The organism is Bacillus silvicola (genome assembly GCF_050524305.1).
Taxonomy (GTDB): Bacteria; Bacillota; Bacilli; order Bacillales; family Bacillaceae_G; genus Bacillus_A; species Bacillus_A cereus_AT.
Genome location: NZ_JBNGVC010000003.1, coordinates 97138 through 123783 on the forward strand (window position 1 = coordinate 97138; position 26646 = coordinate 123783).

Consider the following 26646-nt stretch of genomic DNA (forward strand, 5'->3'; position numbering starts at 1 on the left):
GAGGTATTACGTATGGGGAAAACATTGTTTATTGCAGAAAAGCCGAAGGTAGCTGTTGAATTATTAAAATCACCTAGATTTAGAAACTCGCAAAAGCATCCAGGAAGCAAGCCGTATTATGGCTACTATGAAAATGAAAATTACATTATTAGTTGGTGCCGGGGGCATTTATTAGAACTAAAACATCCGGATGAGATGGACGAGAGATACAAAGAATTTAAATTTGATCACTTACCCATTATTTTAGAGCCGGAATATAAAGAGAAATCGGATAGTCTCGAACAAATTCAAATATTAGTTAAGTTGTTAAATCGTCCCGATGTGGATCATGTGGTCAACTCCTGTGATGCAGATAGAGAGGGCGAGCTTATCTATCGTGAATTATATGAATATGCAGGTGCTAACAAGCGAGAATCACGCCTATTTATCTCTTCTTATGAAGCCGCAGAACTAGAGGGAGCCTTGAACCGATTAGAACCAGGAACAGACTATGACGGGCTTGCACAATCCGCTAAAGCACGGCAATACCTGGACTATATTCTAGGAATTAATGTTACAAGGGGCTGTACATCAAAACTAGCAAGAAACCAATTCTTATTGGCTTCTGGTCGTGTTCAAATGTGTATCTTGAATGAAATCCGTCAAAGGGAAATTGCTATCCAAAATTATAAAGAACAAACCTACTACAATTTGAAGCTACTAACCGAAAATGGTTTATCACCGGTGATGAAAACTGAAGATCAACTGATAGATCCATCCCCACTCCAAAAGCTTGGAGATAGCTTGAAAGAAACGAATGTAATCGTAACGGAATTTAAAGAAAGTACGAGAAAAAAGAAACCAAAATTATTATATAACTTAACGGATATCTACAAAGAAGCTCACGCTAAGATGAAAATAAATGCAGAAACAGCAAAAAAACATATTCAGAGTTTGTATGAAGAAGGTTTTATTACTTACCCTCGTTCTTCATCCAGGCATTTACCGACTGAGCAAGTGGAACGAGTGAAGGAAGTAATGGCAGCATTAGAAAAAAGCTCCTATGCAAATCTCGTACAACAAGTAATTCCATCTTCTATTACGAAAAAACATTCTACTTTTAATGATGAATTAGTTAGTAGTCACTTTGCCATCATCCCAACAACAAAATTATATGTCGGGACCAACCGAAATCCATTAGAAAAACAGTTATATGACTTGATTGTAAAACGATTTATCGGGAATTTTATGAAACCAGCAATCTACCTGGTAAGAGAAGTACATTTTATAGATCAAGAGGGCAACACATACAGTACAAAAGAAAAGATCCTACAAGAGAAAGGGTTTCTAAGTGTGTTTCAAGAGGATATAGAAGAAGGATCAGTTGAAGCATTTCAGATACCTATTTTACGAGAAGGGGATTCTTTCAGAATCGTTCAGTATGACTTGATTGAGTCACGGACAAAGAAACCAGCTTTTCATACCGAAAGCTCCATTTTAACCTTTATGGAGACAGCAGGACGTAAATTAGATGATGAACATTTGAAAGAACTTATGAAGGGGAAACGGATTGGGACAGTCGCAACGGAAGAAACGTTTATTCCGAAACTGTTAGAGCGAAGCTATATTGATGTTACCAACAGTCAGATTCGAACCACTCATATTGGTCGTGCGTTTATAGATGCTTTTCCGGTAGATGAAATCAAAAATCCAGCTTATACGGCTGAAATGGAAGGGATGATCTACATGATCGAAAAGAAAGAAATGAAATATGAGGAATTTGTAGAGAAAACAAATACGTTTGTAAAAGATACAGTGGAACAATTAGGCGCAATGGATGATAAGGTGTCGGATAGTATTATTAATACCTGGAATCAGCAGATTGAGGTGTGCAAATGCCCTTGTAGAAAAGGAAAAATCCTTCATAAAGGTAATTTCTATGGTTGCAGTAATTATCCGGAATGTGAAATCTCCTTACCGAAAAAAATTAAAGAAAAAGCGATTCCGGAAGCGCAAGCGAAAAAGCTGTTTGAGGATAAGAAAACAGATCTTTTAAAAGGATTTAAGTCCAATGAGAAGGAGTTTTCCGCTTATTTAGTGTTACATGAAGGGAAAGTTAAATTTCAGTTCCCAACACAAGAGGAGCTGTCATTTGGTAAATGTCCAAAATGTAAAAAAGGGGATATGCTTCATCGTAAAACATTTTATGGATGCACGGAGCATAAAAACGGATGTGATTTTATGTTACCAGCAAAGATGAAAGGGAAAGCAATCCCTGGTAATCAAATGAAAAAGCTGATTCAGTATAAAACAACAGATTTTATAAATGGCTTTGAAGGGGAAAAGGGAGAATTTACGGCAGCTATCTATATGGAAGCGGACGGAAGTTTGAAATTCCGTTTTCCAACGACTGAAGATCGTACAATTGGCAAATGTCCACTATGCAAAAGTAGAGTTCTTGTAGGAAAAAGTAATTACTTATGTGAGCGATACAAAAAGGGCTGTGACTTCATCATTTTTGGTACATTCTCTGGTAAAAATCTAAGTAGTAACCATGTGAAAAAGTTATTAGAAAAGAATGTGACGGATCAAATCAAAGGGTTTATCTCAAACAAAAACGGGAAGAAATTTGATGCTCGTTTATCATACAGCGTACAGGAGAAGCGATTAAAATTCTTATTCGGCAAATAAAAATTAAATGTATCAACTATAAGTAGCAAAAGAGGACTAGGAAACGGAATAGTCCTCTTTTTTATTTCATTTTATAGAGTAAAGGGGGGATTCCGTAATGGCACATGTCAGTACGGAGGATGCGATGAAAGCAAGAAAAGTTGACTTGATTTCATATCTGGAAGCAAAAGGAGAAACGTTTAAGAAAGAAGGAAACTATTATCGTCATACGGAGCATGACAGCCTCATCATTAAAGGGAATCAATACGCCTGGAATAGTCGAGGGGAAAAAGGGTATGGAGCGATTAGCTTTGCGATGATGTACTATGACATGACATTCCCACAAGCCGTGATGGACATTCAGAAGGGGGACTATAAAGAGTTTGATCGTTCTAAAACTGAAGAGGAGCGCAAAAAAGAGCAGCAGCCTTTTAGTTATCCAAAACACTTAGAGCCTGTTTATAGTCTTATAAATATGTTAGGATGTATGCAAAAACAGGAGATGAGTGTATGTCTTATCCAAGTGATATCAGCCGTGAAAAATTCGAGATCATTCGTGAGGAACTAGAAACGTTTAGCAAACGCACAAGTCCGCGAAAGTATGACCTTTATGATGTGTTCAATGCACTACTCTATGTTCTGAGTACAGGCTGCCAGTGGCGTGCTTTACCAAAAGATTATCCCAAATGGCAAAATGTTTACCGCTACTATGCAAAATGGAGTAAATCCAATGCCGAAGGTAGTAGTCTATTAGAGACCTTATTAAAAAAATTGTTGGGCAAATAAGGGAAGCAGTGAATCGCCCCAAAAGCTCTAGCTTTAATATTGTCGATGCCCAAAGTGTTAAGAATGCAGATACGGCTGAACAAAAAGGTTATGATGGTGGTAAGAAAGTTTCTGGTATTAAACGACATATCAGTGTAGATATTCTTGGATTTCCCCATGCAATCCATGTTACCACTGCCAATGTCACAGATCGAAAAGGCGCACTCGAAATGTACGAGCAATATCCTGAATTGAAAGAAACCATAGAAGCCATCCTCACGGATGGTGGGTACACAGGAGAAAAGTTTCAAAAAGAAATTCAAAAGCTATTGAATGCTGAAGTACAAGTTGCCAAGCGGTCCGAATTGCATCAATTTCAAGTGATCCCTAAAAGATGGATCGTAGAGCGCTCATTTGCTTGGTTAGAAAAATACAGACGATTGTTCAAAAATGTAGAGAGAAAACTAGAAACAAGTAAACAAATGGTTGTCCTAGGATTTCTCGCTATTTTAATAAAAAGATAAGACTATAAACAGGCTCTTAGAGGTGCCGAAACAAACAGAAATCAAGCAATACTTAATTGATGAGCGGAAAATAGATCCTCGCCTGGTGAACTGGCTGATTAAAAAGGATCTTATCGTCCAGGATAAGAAAAACAATGTCGTGTTCAAATGGAGAGAAGAAGGGGGCAAAGGGCAAGTAATTGGAATGAACCGTCAAGGCACTGTAAAAATGGAGAATAAAAGAGGCAGCTTTAAACAAATCGTCCCGAATTATGAAAAAATCAATGCAGGTTTTACGGTTGATGTGGGTAAGCCAGATAAGATCTATTTTTATGAAGATCCAATCGACATGTTATCTCATTGGAGCATTAAACAAAATAATATTCAAAACGCTCGCCTGGTTTCTATGCATGGTTTGAAGTCCAAAACAGTGATTGAATCTTTAATGGATGCGAAAAAAGAAGGGCACGATATTAAAGAGGTCATTATGGCAGTTGATAATGATAAGGCTGGGAGAGACTTCATTCAAACGATGAAATGCTTTGTAGATCTTAAAGAGGATATTCCAAAGAATGAAAAAGAAGATTGGAACGATGTCCGGAAGAAACAAGTGAGTGAGCAACAGTTAAAAGAAACAGCACAACCAAAGAAAGTAAAACCAATTAAAGAGGTGGAGAGAAGTGTCTAATCTACCAGAAATGCCAAACATATTACAAATTTTGATGTATGGTTTTATCCTGTATGTTCTTTTTCGTATTTGTAAATTTATGTACCGAAAATTCCAGGAACGAAGAATACTGAAGCGAATAGCAAAGTCCGGTATTCGTTATATAGACAAAATGGACGGACATCAATTCGAAGTATACCTAAAAGCTCTCTTTCGAGAGTTGGGTTATTCTCCAACAGTTACAAAAAAGTCAAATGATTTCGGAGCGGATCTGGTATTGAAGGGGAAAAATCGTATTGTAATCCAGGCGAAACGCTACGGGATGAAAAATAGAGTCGGCATCAGTGCCGTACAAGAGATATATGCAGCACAAGCCTATTACAAAGCACATGAGGGCTGGGTTGTAACAAACAGTGTATATACAAGACAAGCAAAGGAATTAGCGGAAGCTTGTCATGTAAAACTAATAGATCGTGTAGAACTTCAGAAATTGATTAATAAAATAAATCCCGAATATTCGGCTGAAGATGTATATCAAGGGGTAACACCTGCAGAACGGAAATGTCCAACATGTAAACATGATTTAGTCATTCGAAATTCGAATAAAACAGGAAATAAATTTTTTGGCTGTTCTCAATATCCCACATGTACACATACAGAACCAATTAATACATGAGCTGTGATGAAAATCCGGCTCTTTTTCATTTGTTTAAAGAATACATGAGAAAAATCAGTTTAACACAAAAATGACTCTTCAGATTTGATTGTATGAGATTTTTAATTAGTTGTTAATATAATAAGTCGTATTTGTCATAAAAACGTATGTAAAGGGAGAAACGGACTTTATATGCGTTTTTAGGTTTTTTAGGGAAAATAAAAAGGGCAGTCATTATTTACGACTTAACCCTTTGTCTACGATCTGACGAATTGCTTCATTTCGATTCTTCAGCTTATTTTCATGCCAATAATTTTCTATTTGTTCTACTTGTTCTTTTGTAAAAGTAACTAAAATTTGAGTGTACTTGTCTTTATTAACAGCCATATAACAACCTCCTCTATAAAAAATATTATAAGTTATATAACTTATATTGACAACCAGAAAAATGAGTAATAGAATGGTTATATAAGTTATATAACTTTATTGAGGAGGTTATTACATGGAACGGAAAGTTAAAAAGATGATGGCTGATCTTCAATTTATTATGAATCATGGTCAAATAAGTGTAGATTTTATGGATCTAGGATATAAAAGAATGCTTTTTAGTGCATTAGAAGCTACGGGAAAACAGTTCAATGTGCATACCAATGAACATAATGAAACAACCTTGTTCTTAGAGTTAGTTTAGTAAATTTACGCAATGAGGAGCTGTTAATGATGGAGCAGTTAACGATTTTTGACGTAATGGATGAAACTAAAAATAAGCTTTATGAGGTATTAGAGAAAAATGGATTAGATTATAAGATTCATAAGTATTATTTATATTCGGATTATGAGGGGGCTGTTCAATATTACTATATAAGAACAACTGACAATACAATTATTGATTTGTGTATCTCTGATTTTCCAGAAATCTTCGCTGTCCATGAAGGATTTAGCGATAAACAAATTAGAAAGATTTACAACTGGAACTTATAAGCTATATAAATAACAAATTTAATTATTGGAGGAATGAAAAATGAAAATTGGTGTATCTGAGTGGAAAGCGTTGAAAAAAGAGACAAAGTTAAAGTTATTACGTTATGCGATGTTAGAAAGCAAGTATAAGTATGCAAAATAAAAGCTCTTCATTTGCAAAAGCAAACAAAGAGCAAAGTCATGAGTGACCGTCGAGAAAAGAAATTGGCAGGTTTCTTTCCTCTATATTTTAACATATAAAAAGATATCAAGAAAAGGGGCATGTAGAATGGAAGAAGGTCGTATTTCCTTTCAGCAAGGGTTTAAAGAATTTCTTATTATGATGGTCTGTTTTTGCTCATTATGTTTCTCATGTATGGTGAAAGCCTGTTACAATAGTCAAGAATAGCTTGGGTACAAATTGATAATGAAATGGGGAAAGATGCTAGATGAAAGCAACCGGAGTGACTAGAAAAGTAGATGGATTAGGGCGTGTAGTAATTCCAATGGAACTTAGAAATACGCTTGGTATTAAAGAAAAAACACCATTAGAGATTTTTGTAGAAGGTGAAGACATTGTTTTACAGAAGTATCAGCCTGGTGCTGTTTGTGCATTAACAGGAGAAATTTCAAATCGAAACATAGAATTAGCAAATGGTAAGATAACATTAAGTTCAGAAGGTGCAAAACTATTACTAAAAGAAGTAGAAAATTATCTTGTAAAATAAGTGCTCCTTTTAAGGAGCTTTTTTAATAAGGGAAATATAAAATTTCACGTATCGTATTGTTTAATAAAAACAAAAAACATAAGCAATAGTCTACATTTAATCTTATGTTGACTTAATCCGCTAAATGTAGACTGTATTGTTTGTTTTGGATAGATTTCTTGCGAAATATGTACCTAGAGCAATATTTCAATTTAAATGTGATACGATAGTTATATATTCGTTTTGCTAGTAAAAGGAGATGAGTGTCGATGAAAAACCACATAAAAGTAAATGGAAAAATCCTTCAAACAAATAAAAAATGGTCACATCTCAAACAAAGACAAAGACAACATATTTCTAATTGGTTACGTAGAGAATATACACAGTTTATAAAAACAAATTATAGAAAACCGAGAAAGTATGAACATGATGAGATTCTTCATGAAGTGATGAATCAAATACAGGAACGTGAAATTTGGATTCCTAATGGTGAAGTAAAAAGATATTATCTAAGCAAAATAGGAAAATGGTTTAGAAAAATAGAAAGTGAATGGGAATCACAAATATCCAACAATGAAAAGCAGCATGTATTAGAAGAAAAGTAAATACAAACAAACAAGGGGGGCATTTCATGTTTAATTTACAAGAAGAAATGTATGAACAATTGAAAAAGAAAAAAGGGGAAGTTACTTTATTTTTAAAGAATGGCGTTCCAGTACGTGGGCAGATCCTTACAACAGATAAATTTACCGTCCTAATGATGGTTAATGGTAAACAACAATTAATCTACAAACAAGTTATATCCACAATTGCTATGTAAAAAATGATTGTATCCTATAAAAGGAGAGGTATATATTGATTTTTTTATTTAGATTTGACATGAAAGATGATGGAATCAATTTTATCTTAAACGAAAAAATAGCTGAAGATATGAGTCCTTACTATGATGAAATGCTTAGACCGCTTGCCGCTTCTTTAAGTCAAACCTTAAACTTTTATCGAGCTTTTAGTAAACACCCAACCATCTTATCTTCTCGAATTTTAGATAATAATGAATTGGAAATTATGTTGAGTAAGGGACTGGGACAGTACATAGATCCATACACTAAAAACCAAATTATTTTCGAAAACGGAAAATTAATAGCAGATATCTTAATGGAAGTTATGAACCGTCAAACTATATACCGTAAAATTATATTTTAAAATTTAATTGAGAAAGGAATAATATCATATGTATGAACGTAATGAACCATGTCCTTGTGGTAGTGGACGGAAATATAAGAAATGTTGTATTAATAAAATCGAAAACCCTGTAGATGTTTGGAAACATAAAGCAATTCAATTATCATTAGAAATCAATAACAATAAGAATTTGGTGGATACATATTTTGCTGTCTTTAACCACGCTATGAGAAAACAATGGATTGGAGCTTGTCACGCATGCCCATCAACTTAAGACTTTTTACTACCCCCAAGTACAAAAAAACGTTATTCTTTCTTAATAATCTATGAGAAAGGGTGACGTTTTTTATGAATCTCTCGATTCAAGAGGAGTTACAACCATTTGCAGAAGAATTACAGCGCTATATCACACCTGGATTTTTGGAAGAACTAGCAAGAGAGATTAAGTTTATAAAGCGAAAACGCAAGTTTTCAGGATCAGATTTAGCTACCATTTGTATTTGGATTAGCCAACGGGTGGCCAGTGATCCTTTAGTCCGATTATGTAGTAGACTTCATGCAGCTACAGGTACTTTACTCAGCCCAGAGGGCTTAAATAAACGATTTACTGCAAAATCAGTGTTATTTTTAAAGCATGTCTTTTCGTTATTGTTACAACAAAAAATCTGTGAGCAGACTCACATTTCTAACCAACTTTTTGCTCATTTTAAACGCATTCGCATCATGGATGCCACTATGTTTCAAGTACCCCATACTTTGGAACATATATATCCTGGTTCAGGTGGCTGCGCTCAAACAGCTGGGATCAAAATTCAATTAGAATATGATTTACATAGTGGGCAATTTCTTAATTTTCAAGTGGGACCTGGAAAAAATAATGATAAAACATTCGGAACAGAATGTTTAGATACGTTACGGCCAGGCGATTTATGTATTCGTGATTTAGGGTATTTTTCATTAGAGGATTTAGATCAAATGGATCAACGTGGTACGTATTATATTTCGAGGTTAAAGTTAAATACGAACGTATATGTAAAAAATCCAAATCCGGAATATTTTAAAAATGGTTCCATTAAAAAACAATCAGAATACATACAAATCAATGTCATACAGATTTTGAATCAACTCCAACCAGGCGAAACGATAGAATATCAGCAAGCTTATATTGGGGATAAACAGCAGCTATTTTCACGTCTCATTTTTCATCGTTTAACAGAGGCACAATTAAAAAAACGTCTAGAGAAAATTGCAGAAAAAGAAAAGTCAAAACACAAAACCTATTCAGATAAAAGTAAATTAGCAGCGGGATTAAATGTATATGTGACAAATGCACCTTGGGAATGGGTTCCGATGGAACAAGTACATGAATTATATACATTGCGTTGGCAGATAGAAATTGTTTTTAAAACGTGGAAATCATTGTTTGATATTAATCATTGTCGTACCGTCAAACAAGAAAGAATAGAGTGCCATTTATACGGGAAACTCATCGCTATTTTTTTATGTTCTTCTACGATGTTTAAAATGCGCCAACTTGTGTTACAAAAGAAGCAAAAAGAATTAAGTGAATATAAAGCGATTGGAATGATCCAAGATCATCTGTTTCTCCTCTATCAAGCCATAGGGAAAAGCACCCAAGAGATAACAAAGCTTCTGATCCGCCTGTTCCACCTTCTAGAGAAAAACGGGCGGAAATCTCATCGATATGAGAAGAAAACTGTCTTTGATATCATGGGTGTTATCTATGAGTATAGTGGATGTAGCAAGCAAAAGAAAGCTGCATAAGAAAAAAATGAAACCCGTTAGGGTTTATTTCGTGTGCTTATTTTTAATAACTTGTCCCCATTTTGGGAGATTTTAGTTCAATTGAACAAAAGTTAATTTTGTATCCATCCTTAAGTTGATGGGCATGAGCTTGTCACGCCCTTTCAAGTATTTTATATATTTTGCTTAAGGAACAAGGGTTTAAACCAAATTTAGAAATTGGATTTACTGAGTCCTCAAAAGTACCTTTCTCTTTTTGTCATTCATGGATTACCTTAGATGGTTTTCCTTATGATGTAGGACTATATCGTTCTCATTCGCCATTTCAACATGATATTAACCCATATCTCGAAATATCGGCTCCTATTTTTAAAGGAATTGACATAGAAAGCGGAGTAGTTACTAATATTTCTTTTGGTGTTTCATCCGATCGAGAATCTATTGATAATAATTTCAAACAAATAACAAATATGACTTTAGTGGAATACATGGAGAATTGGCCTAATCATAAAGATGGACTTTTTGGAGAAACAATAGAAATCGCAGAAAAAATTGGACTTACTTTGAAAATTAATGACCTAAAAACTAGGTATTATGAAGAAAGGTTTCATAGATCTGTTGTATCTTCGTAATAATTAACAAAAATGAGAAGGAGTCAATTTGACTCCTTTTCTCTTGAAATTTTGAATGCGTTATCTTATAAAATATGGTGAACCCTAGCGTAGGATTTATGTCATTTGGGTAACGGGACCTCATATAAATCTTGCAACATTAAATTTATATTTCCTCTCCAAAACCTTTGTAAAGGTGTAGATAAGCCTTGTTTTCTTAACCATTTTTTACTATATATTTGTAATAAATCAAATTTTGTTAATTTCTCTTTTTCTTCAATTGTCCAGCGTAGTGCTTCGAGTCCTTTTTCTTTTGTCCAGAATCCTGTAGGTGTTTTCTTTAATTCCCACTCTTTAAAGCGATTTGGATACAATTCATTTAACATGTGATAAGGACGACTACTCCAAAATTTTTGTAGCGGATAACTTAGCCCTTGTCCTTTTATCCATGACCCACTAAAAACATTTAACAATTCTTTTCTTGATAATTTTTCTCTTTCTTCAATTATCCAGCGTAATTCTTCCAAGGCTTTGTCTTTTGTCCAATAATTTGAGGGTACTCTAAAAAACTCCCATTCTTTAAATTTATTGGGGTATAAAGCATTTAGCATAGCAAACGGACTTGATTTCCAAAACTTTTTACAAGGAGTTTGAAGTCGATGTTTGAATAACCATTTTTGCGAATATATATCTATTAACTCCTCACGGGACAAACATTCCTTCTCCTCAATTGTCCATTTTAAAGCATTTAGTGCCGTTTCTTTTGTCCAGTAATTACGATAGGTAGCTTTGAATTGCCATGGTTTAAATCTATTTGGATACAAATCATTAACCATCTTAAATGGGCTACTTTCCCAAATATTTGATACTGGTGTCCATAAATTCCGGTCAGTTAACCATTGGAAAGTAACGTTTTCCAAGATTTCCTCATCACTCCAACCCTCTTGTTGAATATATTCCGACAGAATTTGAAGGGATCGTTCTTTTGTCCAATATAGGTTAGGAGTTCTACTAAATTGATATGGTTGAAAATAATCTGGAAATAAATCATTTAACACAGAGTAGGGACTTGCTTCCCAGAATTTTTGAAAAGGTGTACCTAATCTATTTTTGTAGAACCATTTACTACCCATTATTTTAGGTAGTTCGTCTTTTGGTAGATTATCTTTTTGTATAATATGAAAAATAGCTTTTATTGCATTTTGCTTCGTCCAATAATTTGAGGGTACACTCTTAAATTGCCAAGGTTTAAACTTATTTGGATATAAATCATTAATCATTTTAAATGGACTACTTTGCCAGTACATCATTAAGGGAGTACTTAACTTTTTAGTAGCAATCCATTTTACACTGAATACTTCTAATAGTTCCTCATCTCCAATTTGTTCTTCTTGTATAATACATGCAAGTTCTCGCAATGCGATTTCCTTTGTCCAATAATTTGTAGTCGCACATTTGAAATGAAACGGTTTAAATTGATTAGGGTATAAGTCCTTTATCATTAAGTAAGCATTATTTTCCCATAATCGATGACATGGCGCATGTAACTTATGTTTTATGAGCCATTTATGATTGTACACTTCTTTTAATTCTTCCATTGTGAGCCGTTCTTTTTCTTCAATTGTCCAACGTAATGCTTCGAGCCCTGTTTCTTTTGTCCAATAATTTAAAGGAGCCATTTTCAATTCCCATTCTTTTAAAAGTCCTGGATATGCATCATTTATCATTTTAAATGGACTGTCATTATAAATGATAGCAATTGCTCCTCCTAACTTATGTTTCTTTATAATTGATAAATCCCATTTTTCTTTTATCTGATTTTTGTCCCACTTTAAGATAACTTCAATTAGATATTTTGTAACACGTTTAATCAAGTCTCTATCTATATCTTCACTCCAAGTTCCTCTTGGAAACATTCTTCTCTTTCCATCTAGAATTTGTTGATAAACCTCTTCAATTGTCAAACTCTTCACTGTATTAACCTCCTTATCTAAGAGTATATCTTACTGGTGAATACATACAAAATAAGATCGAAATATCTCTATCTTATTTTACTTTTCTATTAACTGAATTTGAAAAATATCCGAATCTTTTAGACCTAGAACACTCATTTCATTTTTAAACGTTCGCCAAGATTCAACTTTAATGGATTTTGTACTTCTATCCCTTAATGTATAAATTCTTATATACTGTAGCTCTTGTTTCTTATTTTTCTTCATACAATCTTCCTTCTTTATTCTTAATCGTTGTAATCATAATATCTTTTTAACGCAAGTTTAGATTTAAAGCCTACCTGTTTTATAATTTGCCCTTCTAAAACTTCATTTTCAATTAGCCGTAAAATGAAGGTGTTCCGTAGATGTTGTGCTGAAATTCCTTTTCGTAAATTCGCTCTTTCAACTTCAAGTCGAATCATTTTTTGAACAGCAATTTCTGTTAAGGCTTTTGGAGCATCGTTGTCATATGACCAATGATAAGTTTTTCGAGTAAAGTCAAATGCTACGAATAAGGGGGCATCACTATGATATTTAGGCCGAACAGGTTCTGGAATGGTTTGGTAATAGTTAAATAATATCTTTTTATCGTCTTCATTTAGATGAATTGTTCTCTCTATACCCACTATTCCTGGTACTAAGATTGTATTGTTTTCAAAATGGACATGATTCATCTTTAATCCTACAAGTTCTTGTAAGGACAATCCATTATTAATAAGTAAATGCACAATAGAAGTGTTACGATCCATAAGTACTGGACGAACGGAACGTTGTTTTTCTGTTAATCCTTCTAATGAAGTTAAAATGTACTTTAGTTGTCTTTCTTCCGATTTAGAAATAAAATCTTCATCACGTAACGCACGATCAGGCTGAATTATGAGATTCATATCTTCTAAAGGGTTAGGTAGATCTAAATATTGATACAGTCTACTTAGGACAATATAGACACGATGTATCGTTTTATCAGAGTAATTGCGTCGCTTCTTTAAATCGTTAAAATACTCTTCATAATCCTCTGTACTAAGTGTCGTCCATATTTTGCGTAATGGAAGCTTTTTAGATTTTTGCAACCACTGACCAAAATTTTCAATATCATAAGCATATCGTTTAATTGTGGAAGGTTTTCTTCCTTTAGCTAATAAGAATGAAGCAAATTGCTGTACTGTGTCTTGGAATCCTTTTGTCGGCATAACCTTATCATCCTATTTTTTCCTTTAGTATATCAAATTGTATGACTTTATTATCTCTATACAACGATTTTTATTGATTTGTTGATTTTTCCAATTCTAAGATTTCACTTTTTGCTAAATACATATAAAAAACTGAACTCCACTTAAAGTATGATACGATTATAAAAAGAAAGATATGAGAATATGGTCTAAGCAAGAATACGAAATAAAAGGGAGATGAGGAAAAACGTGGGGGGATTTTTCAGTAAGATATGGGATGATTTAAAAAGTGGCGAAATTTTTTATTTGGGCAGACTATTTTGTTTGGTCATATTTATTTACTACATTATGAATTCAACCTATCAATTATCATTAAAGTACAACATTATTTTAAGTAAAACAGAATCTATCCCTCAAAACATTCTTAACATCAATAATAAAGTATTAAGCTTACTACATGAATATATACCGTTAATTATGATCCTTTCAGTCAGCTTATTTATTAGTGGCCTAACACTTAAAATAATTACTTATTTGATTTTTAATCACCATATTAAGGGTGGTTATTCTGGTCAACTAATTGCTTCTTCATTTTGGTTATTCATTACATTAATGATTCATTATGCCTATCAAGAACTTGGTACTAATTTTGTATCAGAAATACTAAGTAGTCTCATATGGTTAATGATCATCATATTGATTAGAGCATTTCTTGAAAAAAAGAATTACTATTTTGACCATTTATAAATCAGAAGAGTAAATTTCCTGTTGCAGAATCCTTATCATAAGGATTCTTTTTTTTGTATGAAAAATCCACAAATAAAAAAAGATAAGATCGGCGAACACGATCTTATCTTTAGCACAAGGAGTAAACAAAAGGATAACCATCATATTTTTATTATAATTTATTTTATGTAAATTTTGAATATTAAACCCATAATTTACAAGTATATCAATATTGAAAAAATTATTACAAAATTAGCTATAAATGATTCAAAAAGCGAAAGTAAACTTTTAGCCAAAAGTTTACATTCATTTCCCCTAAAACATTGACTTTTATCTAATTTCATTGATATTATAAAAAAAGATAAAAAAGTATACATTCAAATCATTGAAAACAAAGGGATTGAAAAACAGATGGATAATAAGCAACATTTAATTGATGTACAACCAATTCGGAGCATAGAACAGCTTAATGATATGAAATGGTCGCTCAAACGTCATTGTTCTGATCGTGATTACATTTTATTTCTAATTGGTATTAATACAGGGTTACGTGTAAGTGATTTACTTAAAATGGAAACAGGTGAAATTTTAAAACTGAAGCGAAAAAAACGGAAAGAATTTAAAGTGAAAGAAGGAAAGACAAAAAAGGAGCGTATCATAAATATTACATCCATTTTTGAGGAAGTACTTCCATACGCTGAGGATCTAAAAAGTACCTGGTTATTTCCTTCTCGAAAAGGTGATAAACCTATTAGTAAAATTCAAGCCTATCGACAGTTACAAAAAGCTGGAGATTTTGCCGGAGTAGAATCATTAGGTACTCATACGATGCGTAAAACATTTGGATATTGGTTTTACAAGCAAACAAAAGATATTGCTATGTTACAAGAAATAATGAATCATAGTACGCCACAAATTACATTACGCTATATTGGTATTAATAAAGAAGAAAAAGATAATGTGCTTGATACATTTCGTATCTAATTTAAATTAGATGCTTTTTTGTTTTGTTGAAAATATATGAGGTACTATCAACAAATGATAAAATGTTGATGGTACCTCATATAGGGTGGATTAACATTTGTCTTAGTCCCCTTTATAGGGTGTTTTTTATAAACTGGACTGTAATTTAAAACTCTTTTTCATACCCCTTTCGGACGGGAACACCAATTGACCATTTGTAATCAATAAAAAACGCTCCATTTGTGGAATTAGTACATGTATGATTTTTATACCATTGGAAAACTCTTTGACTGGAGAATAATAGATAGAAAAATGTTGTTGGTGTAATCGTTCTTGCAGTTCTTCGATGTAAAGTATTAAATTACGTTCTGAAAATCTCGGTAAATCCTCAAACGAAACATAAGTGGCTGGAAATTGATTAAATATGGAACACATATTCATTTCTGCACAAGCATAGTGACGAGGATACGGCTGTAAATGATTCAAAAAATGCTCTCGATGTGCTAGCTCATCACCAATATTTGCAGAAGCGATATGATTCACTTGAACTAGTTCCGTAATACTTCGCAAGATAGCATATTGAGGGTATAAAGATGTACCGAGTCCAAATATACCAGTATGCTTTTTATTTTTTGTAACAGCTAATATAGTTGGAACTGCAACTTCCGTTGTAATATCCAATAGTATAATTTCCTCTTGTAATTCCTCTTCTGCGTGTAAAATCGTTTCTTTTAGGGATGGTGGAAGCGTATTTGGATGAATTATTTTTAATGTATGATCTGGCATATCATAGTAGAAATGCCGAAGTAGGAATAAAGAAAAGGCATCCCTTTCAATGACTTCATTCGTTGCATGTATAATCGCTTCATGTAAAGTGGAACCAATGGCTGTGCCACTATTAGAACTGTATCGTTGTACTTTCTGATACTGATAAGTATCCGTTTCGATTGGATGTTGCATATAATGTGGATTGGCAATAAAAAATGGATACCATACATGTTGTTGTGTATCATTCAAAGCATAGTATTTTTTACAAAGTAATTGTTGATCTGGTTCTTCTACTATCAATTGCATAACACGCTCTCCGTCAAATATTGGATTCTTAGCAATATGATGAGAAGAGAAAAAATCACATTCTTTCATTGATATGTTCTCCAGAGTATAATGCTCTAAGGCCTCAAACAATGCGCCTAATTCATTATACTTCCCTTTTCCTACGCCGAATGATTCAATCTGTTGATTTACATTAAATAATTCCACGTATGTGGTTTGTATTTTATCTCCGAAAGCTTTTTTTTTCACTGAAAAATTTAATTCGTTGAACGTATCCATAATACGTTGATGTGCAATTTCTTCTAATGTTTCTCTTTCCCAAGAATATAGCATTCTAATAACCTCCAGTTAAATAAAGTAAATGAATACAATCTTTCATGGATTTATGTATAGATAAAGAGGACATCATAAGACTGTCCTCTTTATCTTCTTTATTTTTTTTCTTGTAGTTTCTGTAATTCTTTTGTTTCAGACACTGTTAATTTAGGTTCATGCTTTTCACTTGTAACTATAATCCAACGTCCCATATGAACTCCTCCTTTATTATATAATCATGTGGTACATCCAAATTATAGAGGGGAAATATTGGGGAAACAACCTATTTTTATGGAAATTCAAATTTCTCAATAAATTTAATTTCTATAATTACACTTTGGAGTGTAATTATAATTTTTATGTATTTAGTAATAAGGAGAATTCTCAATATGTCCATATAAGTATACTTTTTGGGATTTTTTATTTATGGAAGATAGACAACAACATAATTTTCTCAATAAGTATTTTTTGGATTTTAATATAAAATTTTTACAGTTTATGTTATATCTGTATTAAGGGGGCCTTGTTAGTTGATTAGGGAGAAAAATTATAAAAATCATATGGGAGGAACAAAAAATGTCATTGAAAAAGAAATTAGGTGTTGGAGTGGCTTCAGCCGCTCTTAGTTTATCTTTGATCGGTGGGGGAACATATGCATATTTTAGCGATCAAGAGGTAACAAATAATAAATTTGCTGCAGGGACATTAGATTTTGCTATGCAGCCTACCACATCTCTTAATCTAGACAATTTAAAACCTGGGGATAAAATATTAAAAAAATTCAATATAAAAAATAGTGGTACGTTGGATATCAAAGATATCCTGATGAAGGTTGATTATACTGTGAACGATTTAAAAAAAGATAATAGTGTTGAAGATTTTGGTAAACACATTAAAGTACAATTTCTTTGGGATTGGGATCCAGAGAAAAGTCCTGTATATGAAACAACCTTGGCAGAATTGAAATCACAACATCCAGAAGTTGCTTCTCAGAAAATATTTCTTTCAAAATGGTCAGAAACAGGTGGATTAAAAGCTGGAAAAACGGATTGGTTCTGGATAAGATTTACCTTTGAAGACAATGGTACGGATCAAAATGTGTTCCAGGGAGATAGTATTGCGCTGAAAATGGAGTTCCAAGCCAATCAAACAGAGGGACAAGAAAGATAAATTCAAAAACATATTGCTGGTAAAAAGTAAAACTGAGCTTATATTTTTTTATAATTTGTAAAACTGATTGCTACATATCTATACCAAAAGCCATTGATATCAGCGTTCGTGCATGATATTAATGGCTTTTATAAGTTTAACATTTTGTAAGTTTTGTAAAACTCTTTTTTTAGTTAGGTATTTTGAAAGAATCCTATCCCCCGAAAAGGGGGGATAAGAAAAAGCAAATTTCCCTTTTAAGAAAATTTGCTTTTTTCTAAGTTATATTCGTATTCTTTGACTCTTCTATATTTGCTATGGTAAGTACTTTTATACATACAACGTATTTATTGATTCACAAAAATATAAAATCCTTTTTCCCATCGATCTTTGAGTCATTGCAATTCATCTTTCATATTGGGAACGTATTCGTTTGTTCGTTCCATCAATTTATAGGTTTCCACTAGTTCCAAACATCGATTTGGACTAGTAAGAGAATGTATAAAGAGCATATCACATTTTGTTACCGAACCAAAAGAGATCCCTTCGTAGCTCACTGATAATAACTCTTGAATTTCCTCTTGATTCATATTTGTTTTCTTTAGGTAATTATGCATATCAATGAATGTAGTGTAACGCCATTTCATACTATCATAATCATTTTCCTGTAGGATCATTTCACGATAAGATTCCATATCCTGTATGAGAAAATTACGAATCGCGTCTATAGCAAATTGCATGTACCAAACATCCTTTACTGTATAGGGTATATGTGAATTTTAAGGTTTCTAAAAAAGTATCCTCCTACTATGTAGGAAAATACTTTTTTACTTTATCATATATTTAAATGCTTAGCCCATTTGAAAAGCTGGTACTTTTGAAGGGAGAATCGTCATCTCCTGTTTTTAGATTACGATTGTTGCGCTCTGTAAATTTCAAGTCTGCGGATATCTCAAAAACAAGCAACTGTATTTTTACTCCTTGTTTAGGGCGTTTCATTTTGTTCATCTGTAACACCAATATATTTGGCAAGATTTCAGTAGCTATTATAACGTATTTGCTATATATGAAACGAGTTTCTTCCTATTTATAATGGTACTTTGCATAATCATTTAAAATGATAGTTGGTATAAAGTTTCTAATCGGGACAGGATTTATACTTTCTACATCTCTATTTACTCTTTATAGAAGAAGGGAATGGAGCCCCTTCTTATCCTTCGCTACGTGTATGATTCATCAAGTGATTAGTACATGTAATGTAATATTCGTATATAACTATTTAAATTATAAATGGGATAAAAGTAGTGTGTAAATACTTTGTCGATAATTGTAGAAAAAGTTTCGGAATTCAAAAAATAAAAACTTTCCATTGTAGATTTCATCTTGCTTTTTCTATTTCTGTTCTTTATTTTGAGTAAGGGGATCATACAAATTCTCCAATTTAGCAGGCTGAAATGAATAGAAGATAAACTGGATCATAATAGATGAACATCGTTATATTTTTCCTTGCCTACATTCTCCGTGTCCCAAGGAAAAAATATAGGATGCTGTTCCACATTATGTTGTTACCTAATAATTCAAAGCTCTTTTTTTATTTAGTGGAAAAAGTTTCGAGAATTCTATGTAAATGCCCTTTACTTGTATCACCAGATTGGTAAATCTTCCTCCAGTTTATCTTCTTTTCGCCTGCCTTTTTTGTATGTTATCCTCTCAAAAATAACACGTTTAAGAGGTGAAGGCATGAAGCAAAAATATGTAAAAAACAGGCGATGGTATAGGTATTTCATACAACTAATGATAGTGGCACTTATTCTTACATCTATACCGATGAATGGATTGGCAGAAACGGCGCCACCATTTACCCCATCACCAAATTCAGAACAAAGTCCACAAGTAGAGAAAAAGGGAGAGGACGAAATACCACCTCCACATCCAAATAAGTTAAAGAAGGATAGGGAAAATCCGACAGAGGTTGTGGAAGAGAGAACAGAAACAGAAAAAGTTTTTGATAATAATGATGGTACTTTTACGAAAAAGGTATATACAGAACCCATTCATACAGAGAAAGATGGAAAACTAGAAGAGGTTTCTCCTACATTAGTAGAAGCACCAGATAAGAAAATTGTGACGGAAAACACAAAATTAAAACCAGAGTTTGAAAAAACGGTTAAAGATGGAAAATATGTTCAATTTACCGTAAATGGACATACCATTCAATATGAATTAATGGCCGCAAATGGTGCGAAAGGCGAAATCAAGCCATCGCCAGTAACTGCGATACATGAAGATAATACAGTATGGTATAAAGGAATCTTCCCCAATATTGATTTGAAAAGTACAACGTTTAATGAAAATGTAAAAGAAGACTTTGTACTGCGTGAGTATACAGGGCATCATATTTTTACGTTTGCGCTACAAACAGATTTAACCCCAATTTTACAAGAAGATGGCTCTATTCATTTCCAAGATGAGAAGAAAGAAAACATCTTTACATTACCAAAACCGTATATGAATGATTCAAATGTGAATCAGCAGTCAGGAGAGGCTGTAACGTCAGATGCTGTTCATTACAATATCGAGAAAACAGACGAAAAAACATATAAATTAACTGTTACGGCAGATCCAAAATGGTTACAAGCACCGGAACGTAAGTATCCGGTATATCTAGATCCCTCTATTGAGATAGATAATTTTAAGAATGCATATGCTGCCAGTGCCTATCCAAGTGTGAATTATTCAGGCGGGAAGCTTTGGGATGCTGGTCAAAATGCCTATACGTTAAAAGTAGGGTATTATGATGGAACAACGGGAACCAATTATGCCTTTATCAAACCGCAAATTTCAGATTTGAAAGGGGCAAAAATTGAAAGCGCAACCTTTCATGCATACGCAGTATGGCATTATTACGGAAATCAGCCAAATGGTGTTTGGTTAGATGAAGTAACAGGCGGCTGGAATGTGGGAGGAATCAACTGGAACAACAAGCCAGGTTCTAATAATATTGCACATGCAGATGTAGCACGAGGACAATGGGCGAAGTTTAACGTCACTAATTCAGTTAAAGCATGGGTGGAAGGTGCAAGACCAAACAATGGATTTAAGTTACATACAAATGGTAATGGACAAAACCATTGGAAAAAGTTTATCGCAGCGGAAAATGGATCAAACGCACCTTATTTAGAAGTAAACTATTCCTATGCACAACCTAATAAACCAAGAGTACAAGCGTATTCAAATGGAAGTGGCAGTAATTCTGGTTACTTGAATATGCAATGGGATGCGGTGCCAGGAGCAACAGGCTATAAAGTAGCTATTTTCAACGGATATGAATATGATGAAATTCCAGTTGGTAATGTAACAAGCTGGAGTACAAAAGATAAAAAGATATTCCCGACACAGGAAGAAATTGCACAAGGTCATTTTGAATTCCATGAAGACGGAAAAGGTGGAGAGGCACCAATTCATCCAGGACCAATGTATAAAAACGCATATTTGGCAGGTAGCCCTTATGGGGATTATAGTTGGTCAAGTGCCTATTGGATTCGCGTTATTGCCGAATACCCATTTGGAGATAGTCCATTATCTGAGGGGGTCATTCAACACCTACCATTAGAACAAGTCAAAAAACCGACAGGTTCGGCTTATATTAATGCAACCGATAAACAAACAGGATATGTTTCCTTAAAATGGGACGGTGTTCCTGAGGCTGCTGGTTATAAAGTATGGGTGTATAACGGAAAAGATTATGAAGCATTTGACGTAGGAAATGCAACAACATGGACGACGCAAGGGCAAAATATTTGGCCAACAAAAGATGAAATTGCAAAAGGTCAATATCTTCTTCATCATGATAAAAAGGGTGTAGAGCTTGCATTAGACCCATCTCCTGTTTATCGAAATTCCGGTGGAATTTACGGTGGATCTACAAACTATTGGTTCCGTGTAACAGCGTATAGTAAAGTGGGTCATGCTGAAAGCCAGATTTCACAAGAGTTCACACCAAGGTTCTCACAAGATTTTGGATTCCTCGGCATGTTAGACTACTGGGCATCCATTGATGTATTAAACGGGAAAGTCAATGCGACAAATGGTAACTTCCTGATGGATGAAAAAGATATCACTTTATCAGGACGTGGACCAGATGTATCCATTGAAAGAACGTATAATAGTCAAAGTAAAAAAGTAGGTTTATTCGGTAAGGGTTGGTATAGCAGTTTAGAAGAACGCATTTGGAAAGATGCAGAAGGAAACTTACTTCTGACTTCTGCAGATGGTGCCCAAATTACATTTACCCGAACGGGAGATGGAACGTACCAAGCACCTACAGGTGTGTACTTAGATATGAAGGAAACATCGGAAGGGTATGAAGTCAAAGACAAAGATCAAACCGTTACGTTTTATACCAAAAAAGAAAATTCTGGTCGTATGGAATATGTGAAAGATAAATATGGAAATACGACGACATATGAGTATGACGGTGAGTTCCGATTAACAAAAGTAAAGAACGCATCTGGAAAAGAATTGATATTACAATATGAAGGAGCAAATAAAAAAGTTTCCAAAGTAACGGGACCAGATAGCAAAGTCATTACGTTTACTTACAAGGGAGATTTACTGGCCTCTTCTACAACACCAGAAGGAAAAGCGTATCGATATGGGTATGAGAATGACTTACTGACTCATGTATATGATCCGAAGCATACAGATGAAAAACCATATCAAACGATTTACACGTACGAGAATGATAGATTAGTAAAAGTAACGGATCCGTTAGGAAAAGCATCAACCTTATCCTACAATACAGATGCAAAAGAAGTGTCTGTGGTGGATGCAAAAGGCCGTAAGGCAATTTACAATTATAATGATGCTGGGAATCCGGTTAAAACCGTTGTAGATTCTGGCCGTTTGAACTTAACGACAACATATGAATATAGTGCAAATAATTTAGTAAAAACAACAACGCCTAAAAATCAAACAGAGTCCTTTACGTACGATAATAATGGAAATGTGACATCTGCGACGGACGCAATGGGAACTGAGAAATTTGAGTATAATCAAAATAATGGTGTTGTAAGCCACACAGATAATGAAGGAGATAAAACAACAGTTGCCTATAAGGCTGCCAATACAGAGGTTTCTGTAACGGATCAAGCGGCTCACACTGCGTCTGTGACACAACACGATCAGTATGGGAATCCAACGGAAACAAGTAAAGATATGGGAACAGGAGAGAATCTCCTCCAAAATCCAAGTTTTGAGTTGGATACAATTGAAAAGTGGTCACAAGTAGCTCATAATAACCAAGGTGCTTTATCAAAAGATACGGCTCCAGCACCTGGCGGTCTGGGCGGAGCATCTTCACTAAAGATTACAACCAAAGCAAGTACAAACGATTGGGGCTATATCGCAGCAATCCAAGATGTTACTTTAGAACCAAATACAACGTATACATTGAGTGGTATGCTGAAAACAGCACTATCACCAGGAATTGGGGCCTTCTTTAACATTCAGTTATTGAAAGAAGATGGTTCCGCTATAGATGGTGGCGGTTGGAACGATAATCGCTACAATAAATTACAAGGTGAAAAGGATTGGACCAATCGCCAAGTTACCTTTAAAACGACAGATCAAACGAGAAAAGCAAGAATTTACTTACAGGTAGAAAACGGCGGAGCTAGTGCGAGTGGTTCAGCTTGGTTTGATAAGTTGCAACTTGAAAAAGGTGAAAATTCTTCAAGCTTTAACCCGATTACAAATAGTAGCTTAGAAAATATGATGGAGAATGGCTGTATCCCTGGATGGCATAGGGGAGATGGCACAAGCTGTGATAGTAAAGACACGACACATGAAGGCTTTACAGGTGATTCTTCAGTTGTATTGGAACGTAGTCAATATGGTGGCTCAGATGTTGGATATAGTACATGGGTGAATTTAAATCAGAAAACGGCGGAACCTTTAACACTAACCGGGATGTCGAAATCTGAAAATGTAGAAAATGATGCTCCTGATAAGCTTTCGAAAGATTATTCTATTTGGGCAGATGTATACTATCAAGATGGTAGTGGAGAAAATTATCAAGCGAAATTCCCAAGTGGTACAAATGATTGGAATCGTAGTGCAGTACTCATTCCAGCGAAAAAACCGATTAAACACGTAGCAGTCTATGTTCTATTTAGAAAGAATAATAAGGGAAAAGTATGGTTTGATGATGTACGATTGCTAGAAGGGAATGTACTTGTTAAAAATGAGTACGATACCGATAGCAATGTAACCGCAACGTATGATGAAGAGGGCAATAAAAATACATTCACATATGATACTTCTGGAAATAAAAAAAGTGAAACAGATGAAAAAGGAAATACAAAATCATACGATTACAACAAAGATAATCAACTGACAAAAGTTACATTGAAAAATGGAACCTCGGTTGGGTATAGCTACGATCCTAACGGCAATACAACCGAGAAATCTGTGATGTTCGGTGGAAAAACACAAACACACAAATATGAATATGACGTAGATAACAAAAATACAGTATTCATTGATGCATTAAATCGTCGCCTTGAGCATACCTATGATGAAAATGCAAACAAGACAAAAACGAAAATGCCAAATGGGTCAACGATTGAATGGGGCTATGATACCGCTGATCGTACGGTAAGTGAAAAGCGAAATGGAAAAGATGCATTTACGTTCGAGCGAGACGCAAATGGGCAAGAAACAAAAGTAAAAGACCATGTCAATGGCGTGGAAAGAAGTAAAACATACGACAATGCCGATCGTATTACGAGCATGACAGATAGCCGAGGCGGAAAAGTAGACTGGGCGTATCATGATAAAGCAAACAGTAAGACAGAAAAGTTAAAAGAACAAACCCTTACGCATGGTGGATACAGTAATAAAGTATCGTATGACTACAATACGTTAGATCAAAATATTAAAGTAACGGACGGTACGTCCTCTTATCGATTTGATTATGATGAAAATGGTCATGTGCGTACGTATACAGCTGCGAATGGAACAGGTTCAACATTTAACTACGATCAAATAGGTAAACTAACAGATTTAGTGATTGGAACACCTAGTCAAATCCTGTTATCAGAGCGATATCAGTATGATAAAACGGGTAACCGTACGAAAATTACACATGAAGGTACGGGTGGAAAAGTAACCGAAACAAATTACGTATACGATCCAATTAATCAGTTACAGAAAGAATCTTTACCAAATGGAATGGTTAATGAATATACGTATGATGGATTTGGAAACCGAACAGGTTTGAAAGTAACAGAGAATGGAAAAGAAACAAAAGCTGTTACCGCAACATTTAACGAAGGAAATCAGCTTGTCAAATTCGGAAACGAATCTCTTACGTATGATGCAAATGGTAACCGTACATCTGACGGAAAGTACACATATACATGGAATGAAGCAGACCAACTGGTTGCCTTAACAAAAAAAGGTGAAAGCAATCCGTTCGCAACATATAAATACGATAATAACAATCGTCGAATTGAAAAAAATGTGAATGGTCAAGTGACACGTTACTTCTATGACGGTGACAGTATCAATCCATTATACGAAACAGATGGAAATGGAAATGTCCTTCGTCAATATGTATATTCAATAGACGGTGTACGTCTCGCAATGAAATCACAGGGACAAACGTTATTCTACCACTATAGCCCACGTGGCGACGTTGTAGCGATGACGGACGCAAATGGACAAGTCGTAGCAAATTATGAATACGATGCATGGGGCAATATCTTAAAAAGTGACACAAAAGGAATCGCAGCAGACAATCCATTTGGTTATGCAGGATACATGTATGATAAAGAAATTGGCATGTATTACTTAATGGCTCGTTACTATAACCCAGATCACGGTGTATTCTTATCAGTGGATCCAGATCCAGGGGATGAAGATGATCCTGTTACCATGAATGGATATACGTATGCGGATAATAATCCAGTAATGAACATTGATCCGGATGGGCATAAAGCTTGGAAAAATACTGTTAAGAGACATTGGTATGCGACTAAATATGGAGCAAAAGCTGGGGCTAAGGCTTGGGCAAAGAGTTATACAGATATTGCAAAGGTTATACCTAAGATATTTGTCGGGACGGCTGCATATTTAGGAGGAAGAAAAAGTTATATTAATAAGAATACGCCAACTTATAATAAAAAATATGTACAAAAAGCTGCAAAAAAAGCTGGGGCTAAAATTGCACTTAAAACCACTGTGGCTGGTGCCGTTCTTGAAGATGGTATTATTTTCACATACGGTGCATCTAAGGGATATCGAAAGGGTTTGAAAGAATATGATAAAAAACAAAAGAAAACTAAAAAAAAATCTAGGAGATAATTATGCTGGGATTTAATTTTTGGGATTATTTCTCAGAGGTTTTTTGGAAATATCCGGGAGGAGTAATAGCTATATTTGGTACACCGTTCTTAATTGGATACTTTATTAAGAATAAGTTAATTTTATCAACGGTTATGTCAATAATATACTTTATAGTTCTTTTTTTGGTTACCTTCACAGAATTATTGAAACCTTTTTTGGAAAATATTCCGATATTATTTGGATATGTCGGCGCAATATTTGCTACAATTTTAATGTGTATTGTGTATGAGTATGAGGATTCTAAAAAATGGTAGTTTGTGTTTAAGGTTCTGTTGCAAATTTTGAAAAAACATACACAGGTTGTGTATAAATGAATATCGATGTTTAAGAAATATACAGTAATTGTTGAAATTCATTTTAAGTTGAAAGGAGAAGTCTTATTTGAAGACTTCTCCTTTGTTGATA

The 26646-nt window shown here is 34.2% G+C and carries 22 protein-coding genes and 2 pseudogenes; 18 read left to right on the plus strand and 6 right to left on the minus strand.

Features of this window, described 5'->3' with window-relative positions:
• Positions 1-12 precede the first annotated feature (12 nt).
• The 5 genes and pseudogenes from ACP6L7_RS09465 to ACP6L7_RS09485 all read left to right on the plus strand — a co-directional run bounded on the left by ACP6L7_RS09465 (position 13) and on the right by ACP6L7_RS09485 (position 5260).
• A complete protein-coding gene (locus tag ACP6L7_RS09465; protein WP_430529091.1) occupies positions 13-2670 on the plus strand; it encodes a type IA DNA topoisomerase in 2658 nt (885 codons plus the stop codon).
• Positions 2671-2767: 97 nt separating this feature from the next.
• Positions 2768-3103: pseudogene (locus ACP6L7_RS09470) on the plus strand (hypothetical protein); the annotation flags it as partial.
• Between the two features lie 56 nt (positions 3104-3159).
• A protein-coding gene (locus ACP6L7_RS09475; protein WP_430528891.1) for an IS5 family transposase occupies positions 3160-3938 on the plus strand; the annotation gives its coding sequence in 2 pieces (ribosomal slippage) (positions 3160-3421 and positions 3421-3938; 780 coding nt in all).
• Positions 3939-3954: 16 nt separating this feature from the next.
• Positions 3955-4605: pseudogene (locus ACP6L7_RS09480) on the plus strand (DUF3991 domain-containing protein); the annotation flags it as partial.
• Positions 4598-5260: a restriction endonuclease gene (locus tag ACP6L7_RS09485; protein ID WP_430529092.1), complete on the plus strand. Its 663-nt coding sequence runs from the start codon at positions 4598-4600 to the stop codon at positions 5258-5260. The pseudogene ACP6L7_RS09480 and the gene ACP6L7_RS09485, both read left to right, overlap by 8 nt.
• A gap of 213 nt (positions 5261-5473) precedes the next feature.
• Here ACP6L7_RS09485 and ACP6L7_RS09490 read toward each other — a convergent pair whose 3' ends face one another.
• The gene (locus ACP6L7_RS09490) at positions 5474-5626 is read right to left on the minus strand and encodes a ribbon-helix-helix domain-containing protein (RefSeq protein ID WP_000290205.1); all 153 of its coding nucleotides are present in this window, start codon (positions 5624-5626) and stop codon (positions 5474-5476) included.
• A 115-nt stretch (positions 5627-5741) separates the two neighbouring features.
• On the opposite strand from ACP6L7_RS09490, the gene ACP6L7_RS09495 reads away from it, so the two are divergent.
• The 9 genes from ACP6L7_RS09495 to ACP6L7_RS09535 all read left to right on the plus strand — a co-directional run bounded on the left by ACP6L7_RS09495 (position 5742) and on the right by ACP6L7_RS09535 (position 10484).
• Positions 5742-5930: a hypothetical protein gene (locus tag ACP6L7_RS09495; protein WP_002090003.1), complete on the plus strand. Its 189-nt coding sequence runs from the start codon at positions 5742-5744 to the stop codon at positions 5928-5930.
• A gap of 26 nt (positions 5931-5956) precedes the next feature.
• Positions 5957-6220, plus strand: a complete 264-nt coding sequence (locus ACP6L7_RS09500; RefSeq protein WP_430529093.1) for a hypothetical protein — start codon at positions 5957-5959, stop codon at positions 6218-6220.
• 428 nt (positions 6221-6648) lie between these two features.
• Positions 6649-6927: an AbrB/MazE/SpoVT family DNA-binding domain-containing protein gene (locus ACP6L7_RS09505; protein ID WP_430529094.1), complete on the plus strand. Its 279-nt coding sequence runs from the start codon at positions 6649-6651 to the stop codon at positions 6925-6927.
• 248 nt (positions 6928-7175) lie between these two features.
• Positions 7176-7511, plus strand: a complete 336-nt coding sequence (locus ACP6L7_RS09510) for a transposase (RefSeq protein ID WP_430529095.1) — start codon at positions 7176-7178, stop codon at positions 7509-7511.
• A gap of 26 nt (positions 7512-7537) precedes the next feature.
• Positions 7538-7726 (plus strand): RNA chaperone Hfq, encoded by a 189-nt coding sequence (gene hfq, locus ACP6L7_RS09515; RefSeq protein WP_430529096.1) that lies wholly within the window; start codon positions 7538-7540, stop codon positions 7724-7726.
• Between the two features lie 35 nt (positions 7727-7761).
• Complete coding sequence (locus tag ACP6L7_RS09520) at positions 7762-8109, plus strand: hypothetical protein (protein WP_430529097.1); 348 nt, start codon at positions 7762-7764, stop codon at positions 8107-8109.
• A 28-nt stretch (positions 8110-8137) separates the two neighbouring features.
• Positions 8138-8362, plus strand: a complete 225-nt coding sequence (locus tag ACP6L7_RS09525) for an SEC-C metal-binding domain-containing protein (RefSeq protein WP_430529098.1) — start codon at positions 8138-8140, stop codon at positions 8360-8362.
• Between the two features lie 74 nt (positions 8363-8436).
• Complete coding sequence (locus ACP6L7_RS09530; protein WP_430529099.1) at positions 8437-9873, plus strand: IS4 family transposase; 1437 nt, start codon at positions 8437-8439, stop codon at positions 9871-9873.
• A 161-nt stretch (positions 9874-10034) separates the two neighbouring features.
• On the plus strand, positions 10035-10484 hold the full coding sequence (locus ACP6L7_RS09535) for a hypothetical protein (RefSeq protein ID WP_430529100.1): 450 nt from the start codon (positions 10035-10037) through the stop codon (positions 10482-10484).
• Positions 10485-10585: 101 nt separating this feature from the next.
• On the opposite strand, the gene ACP6L7_RS09540 is transcribed toward ACP6L7_RS09535, so the two are convergent.
• From ACP6L7_RS09540 to ACP6L7_RS09550, 3 genes are all read right to left on the minus strand, one after another.
• Positions 10586-12436 carry a DUF4046 domain-containing protein gene (locus ACP6L7_RS09540; protein ID WP_430529101.1) on the minus strand — a complete coding sequence of 617 codons (1851 nt, stop codon included), beginning with the start codon at positions 12434-12436 and terminating at the stop codon, positions 10586-10588.
• 78 nt (positions 12437-12514) lie between these two features.
• The gene (locus ACP6L7_RS09545) at positions 12515-12682 is read right to left on the minus strand and encodes a hypothetical protein (protein ID WP_430529102.1); all 168 of its coding nucleotides are present in this window, start codon (positions 12680-12682) and stop codon (positions 12515-12517) included.
• Positions 12683-12702: 20 nt separating this feature from the next.
• Positions 12703-13647: a tyrosine-type recombinase/integrase gene (locus tag ACP6L7_RS09550; protein WP_430529103.1), complete on the minus strand. Its 945-nt coding sequence runs from the start codon at positions 13645-13647 to the stop codon at positions 12703-12705.
• 1116 nt (positions 13648-14763) lie between these two features.
• On the opposite strand from ACP6L7_RS09550, the gene ACP6L7_RS09555 reads away from it, so the two are divergent.
• Entirely contained in the window at positions 14764-15336 is a 573-nt protein-coding gene (locus tag ACP6L7_RS09555; protein ID WP_430529104.1) for a tyrosine-type recombinase/integrase, read from the plus strand.
• Between the two features lie 126 nt (positions 15337-15462).
• On the opposite strand, the gene ACP6L7_RS09560 is transcribed toward ACP6L7_RS09555, so the two are convergent.
• Complete coding sequence (locus tag ACP6L7_RS09560; protein WP_430529105.1) at positions 15463-16701, minus strand: YcaO-like family protein; 1239 nt, start codon at positions 16699-16701, stop codon at positions 15463-15465.
• Positions 16702-17259: 558 nt separating this feature from the next.
• Between ACP6L7_RS09560 and ACP6L7_RS09565 the strand changes: the two genes are divergently transcribed.
• On the plus strand, positions 17260-17853 hold the full coding sequence (locus ACP6L7_RS09565) for a TasA family protein (RefSeq protein WP_430529106.1): 594 nt from the start codon (positions 17260-17262) through the stop codon (positions 17851-17853).
• A gap of 374 nt (positions 17854-18227) precedes the next feature.
• Here the strand turns inward: ACP6L7_RS09565 and ACP6L7_RS09570 are convergent, their stop codons facing one another.
• Positions 18228-18572, minus strand: coding sequence for a hypothetical protein (locus ACP6L7_RS09570; RefSeq protein WP_430529107.1), 345 nt, complete (start codon positions 18570-18572; stop codon positions 18228-18230).
• Between the two features lie 1000 nt (positions 18573-19572).
• Here ACP6L7_RS09570 and ACP6L7_RS09575 point away from each other — a divergent pair.
• Positions 19573-26199 carry a DNRLRE domain-containing protein gene (locus tag ACP6L7_RS09575; protein WP_430529108.1) on the plus strand — a complete coding sequence of 2209 codons (6627 nt, stop codon included), beginning with the start codon at positions 19573-19575 and terminating at the stop codon, positions 26197-26199.
• 2 nt (positions 26200-26201) lie between these two features.
• Positions 26202-26495, plus strand: coding sequence for a hypothetical protein (locus ACP6L7_RS09580; protein ID WP_087996246.1), 294 nt, complete (start codon positions 26202-26204; stop codon positions 26493-26495).
• Positions 26496-26646 lie beyond the last annotated feature (151 nt).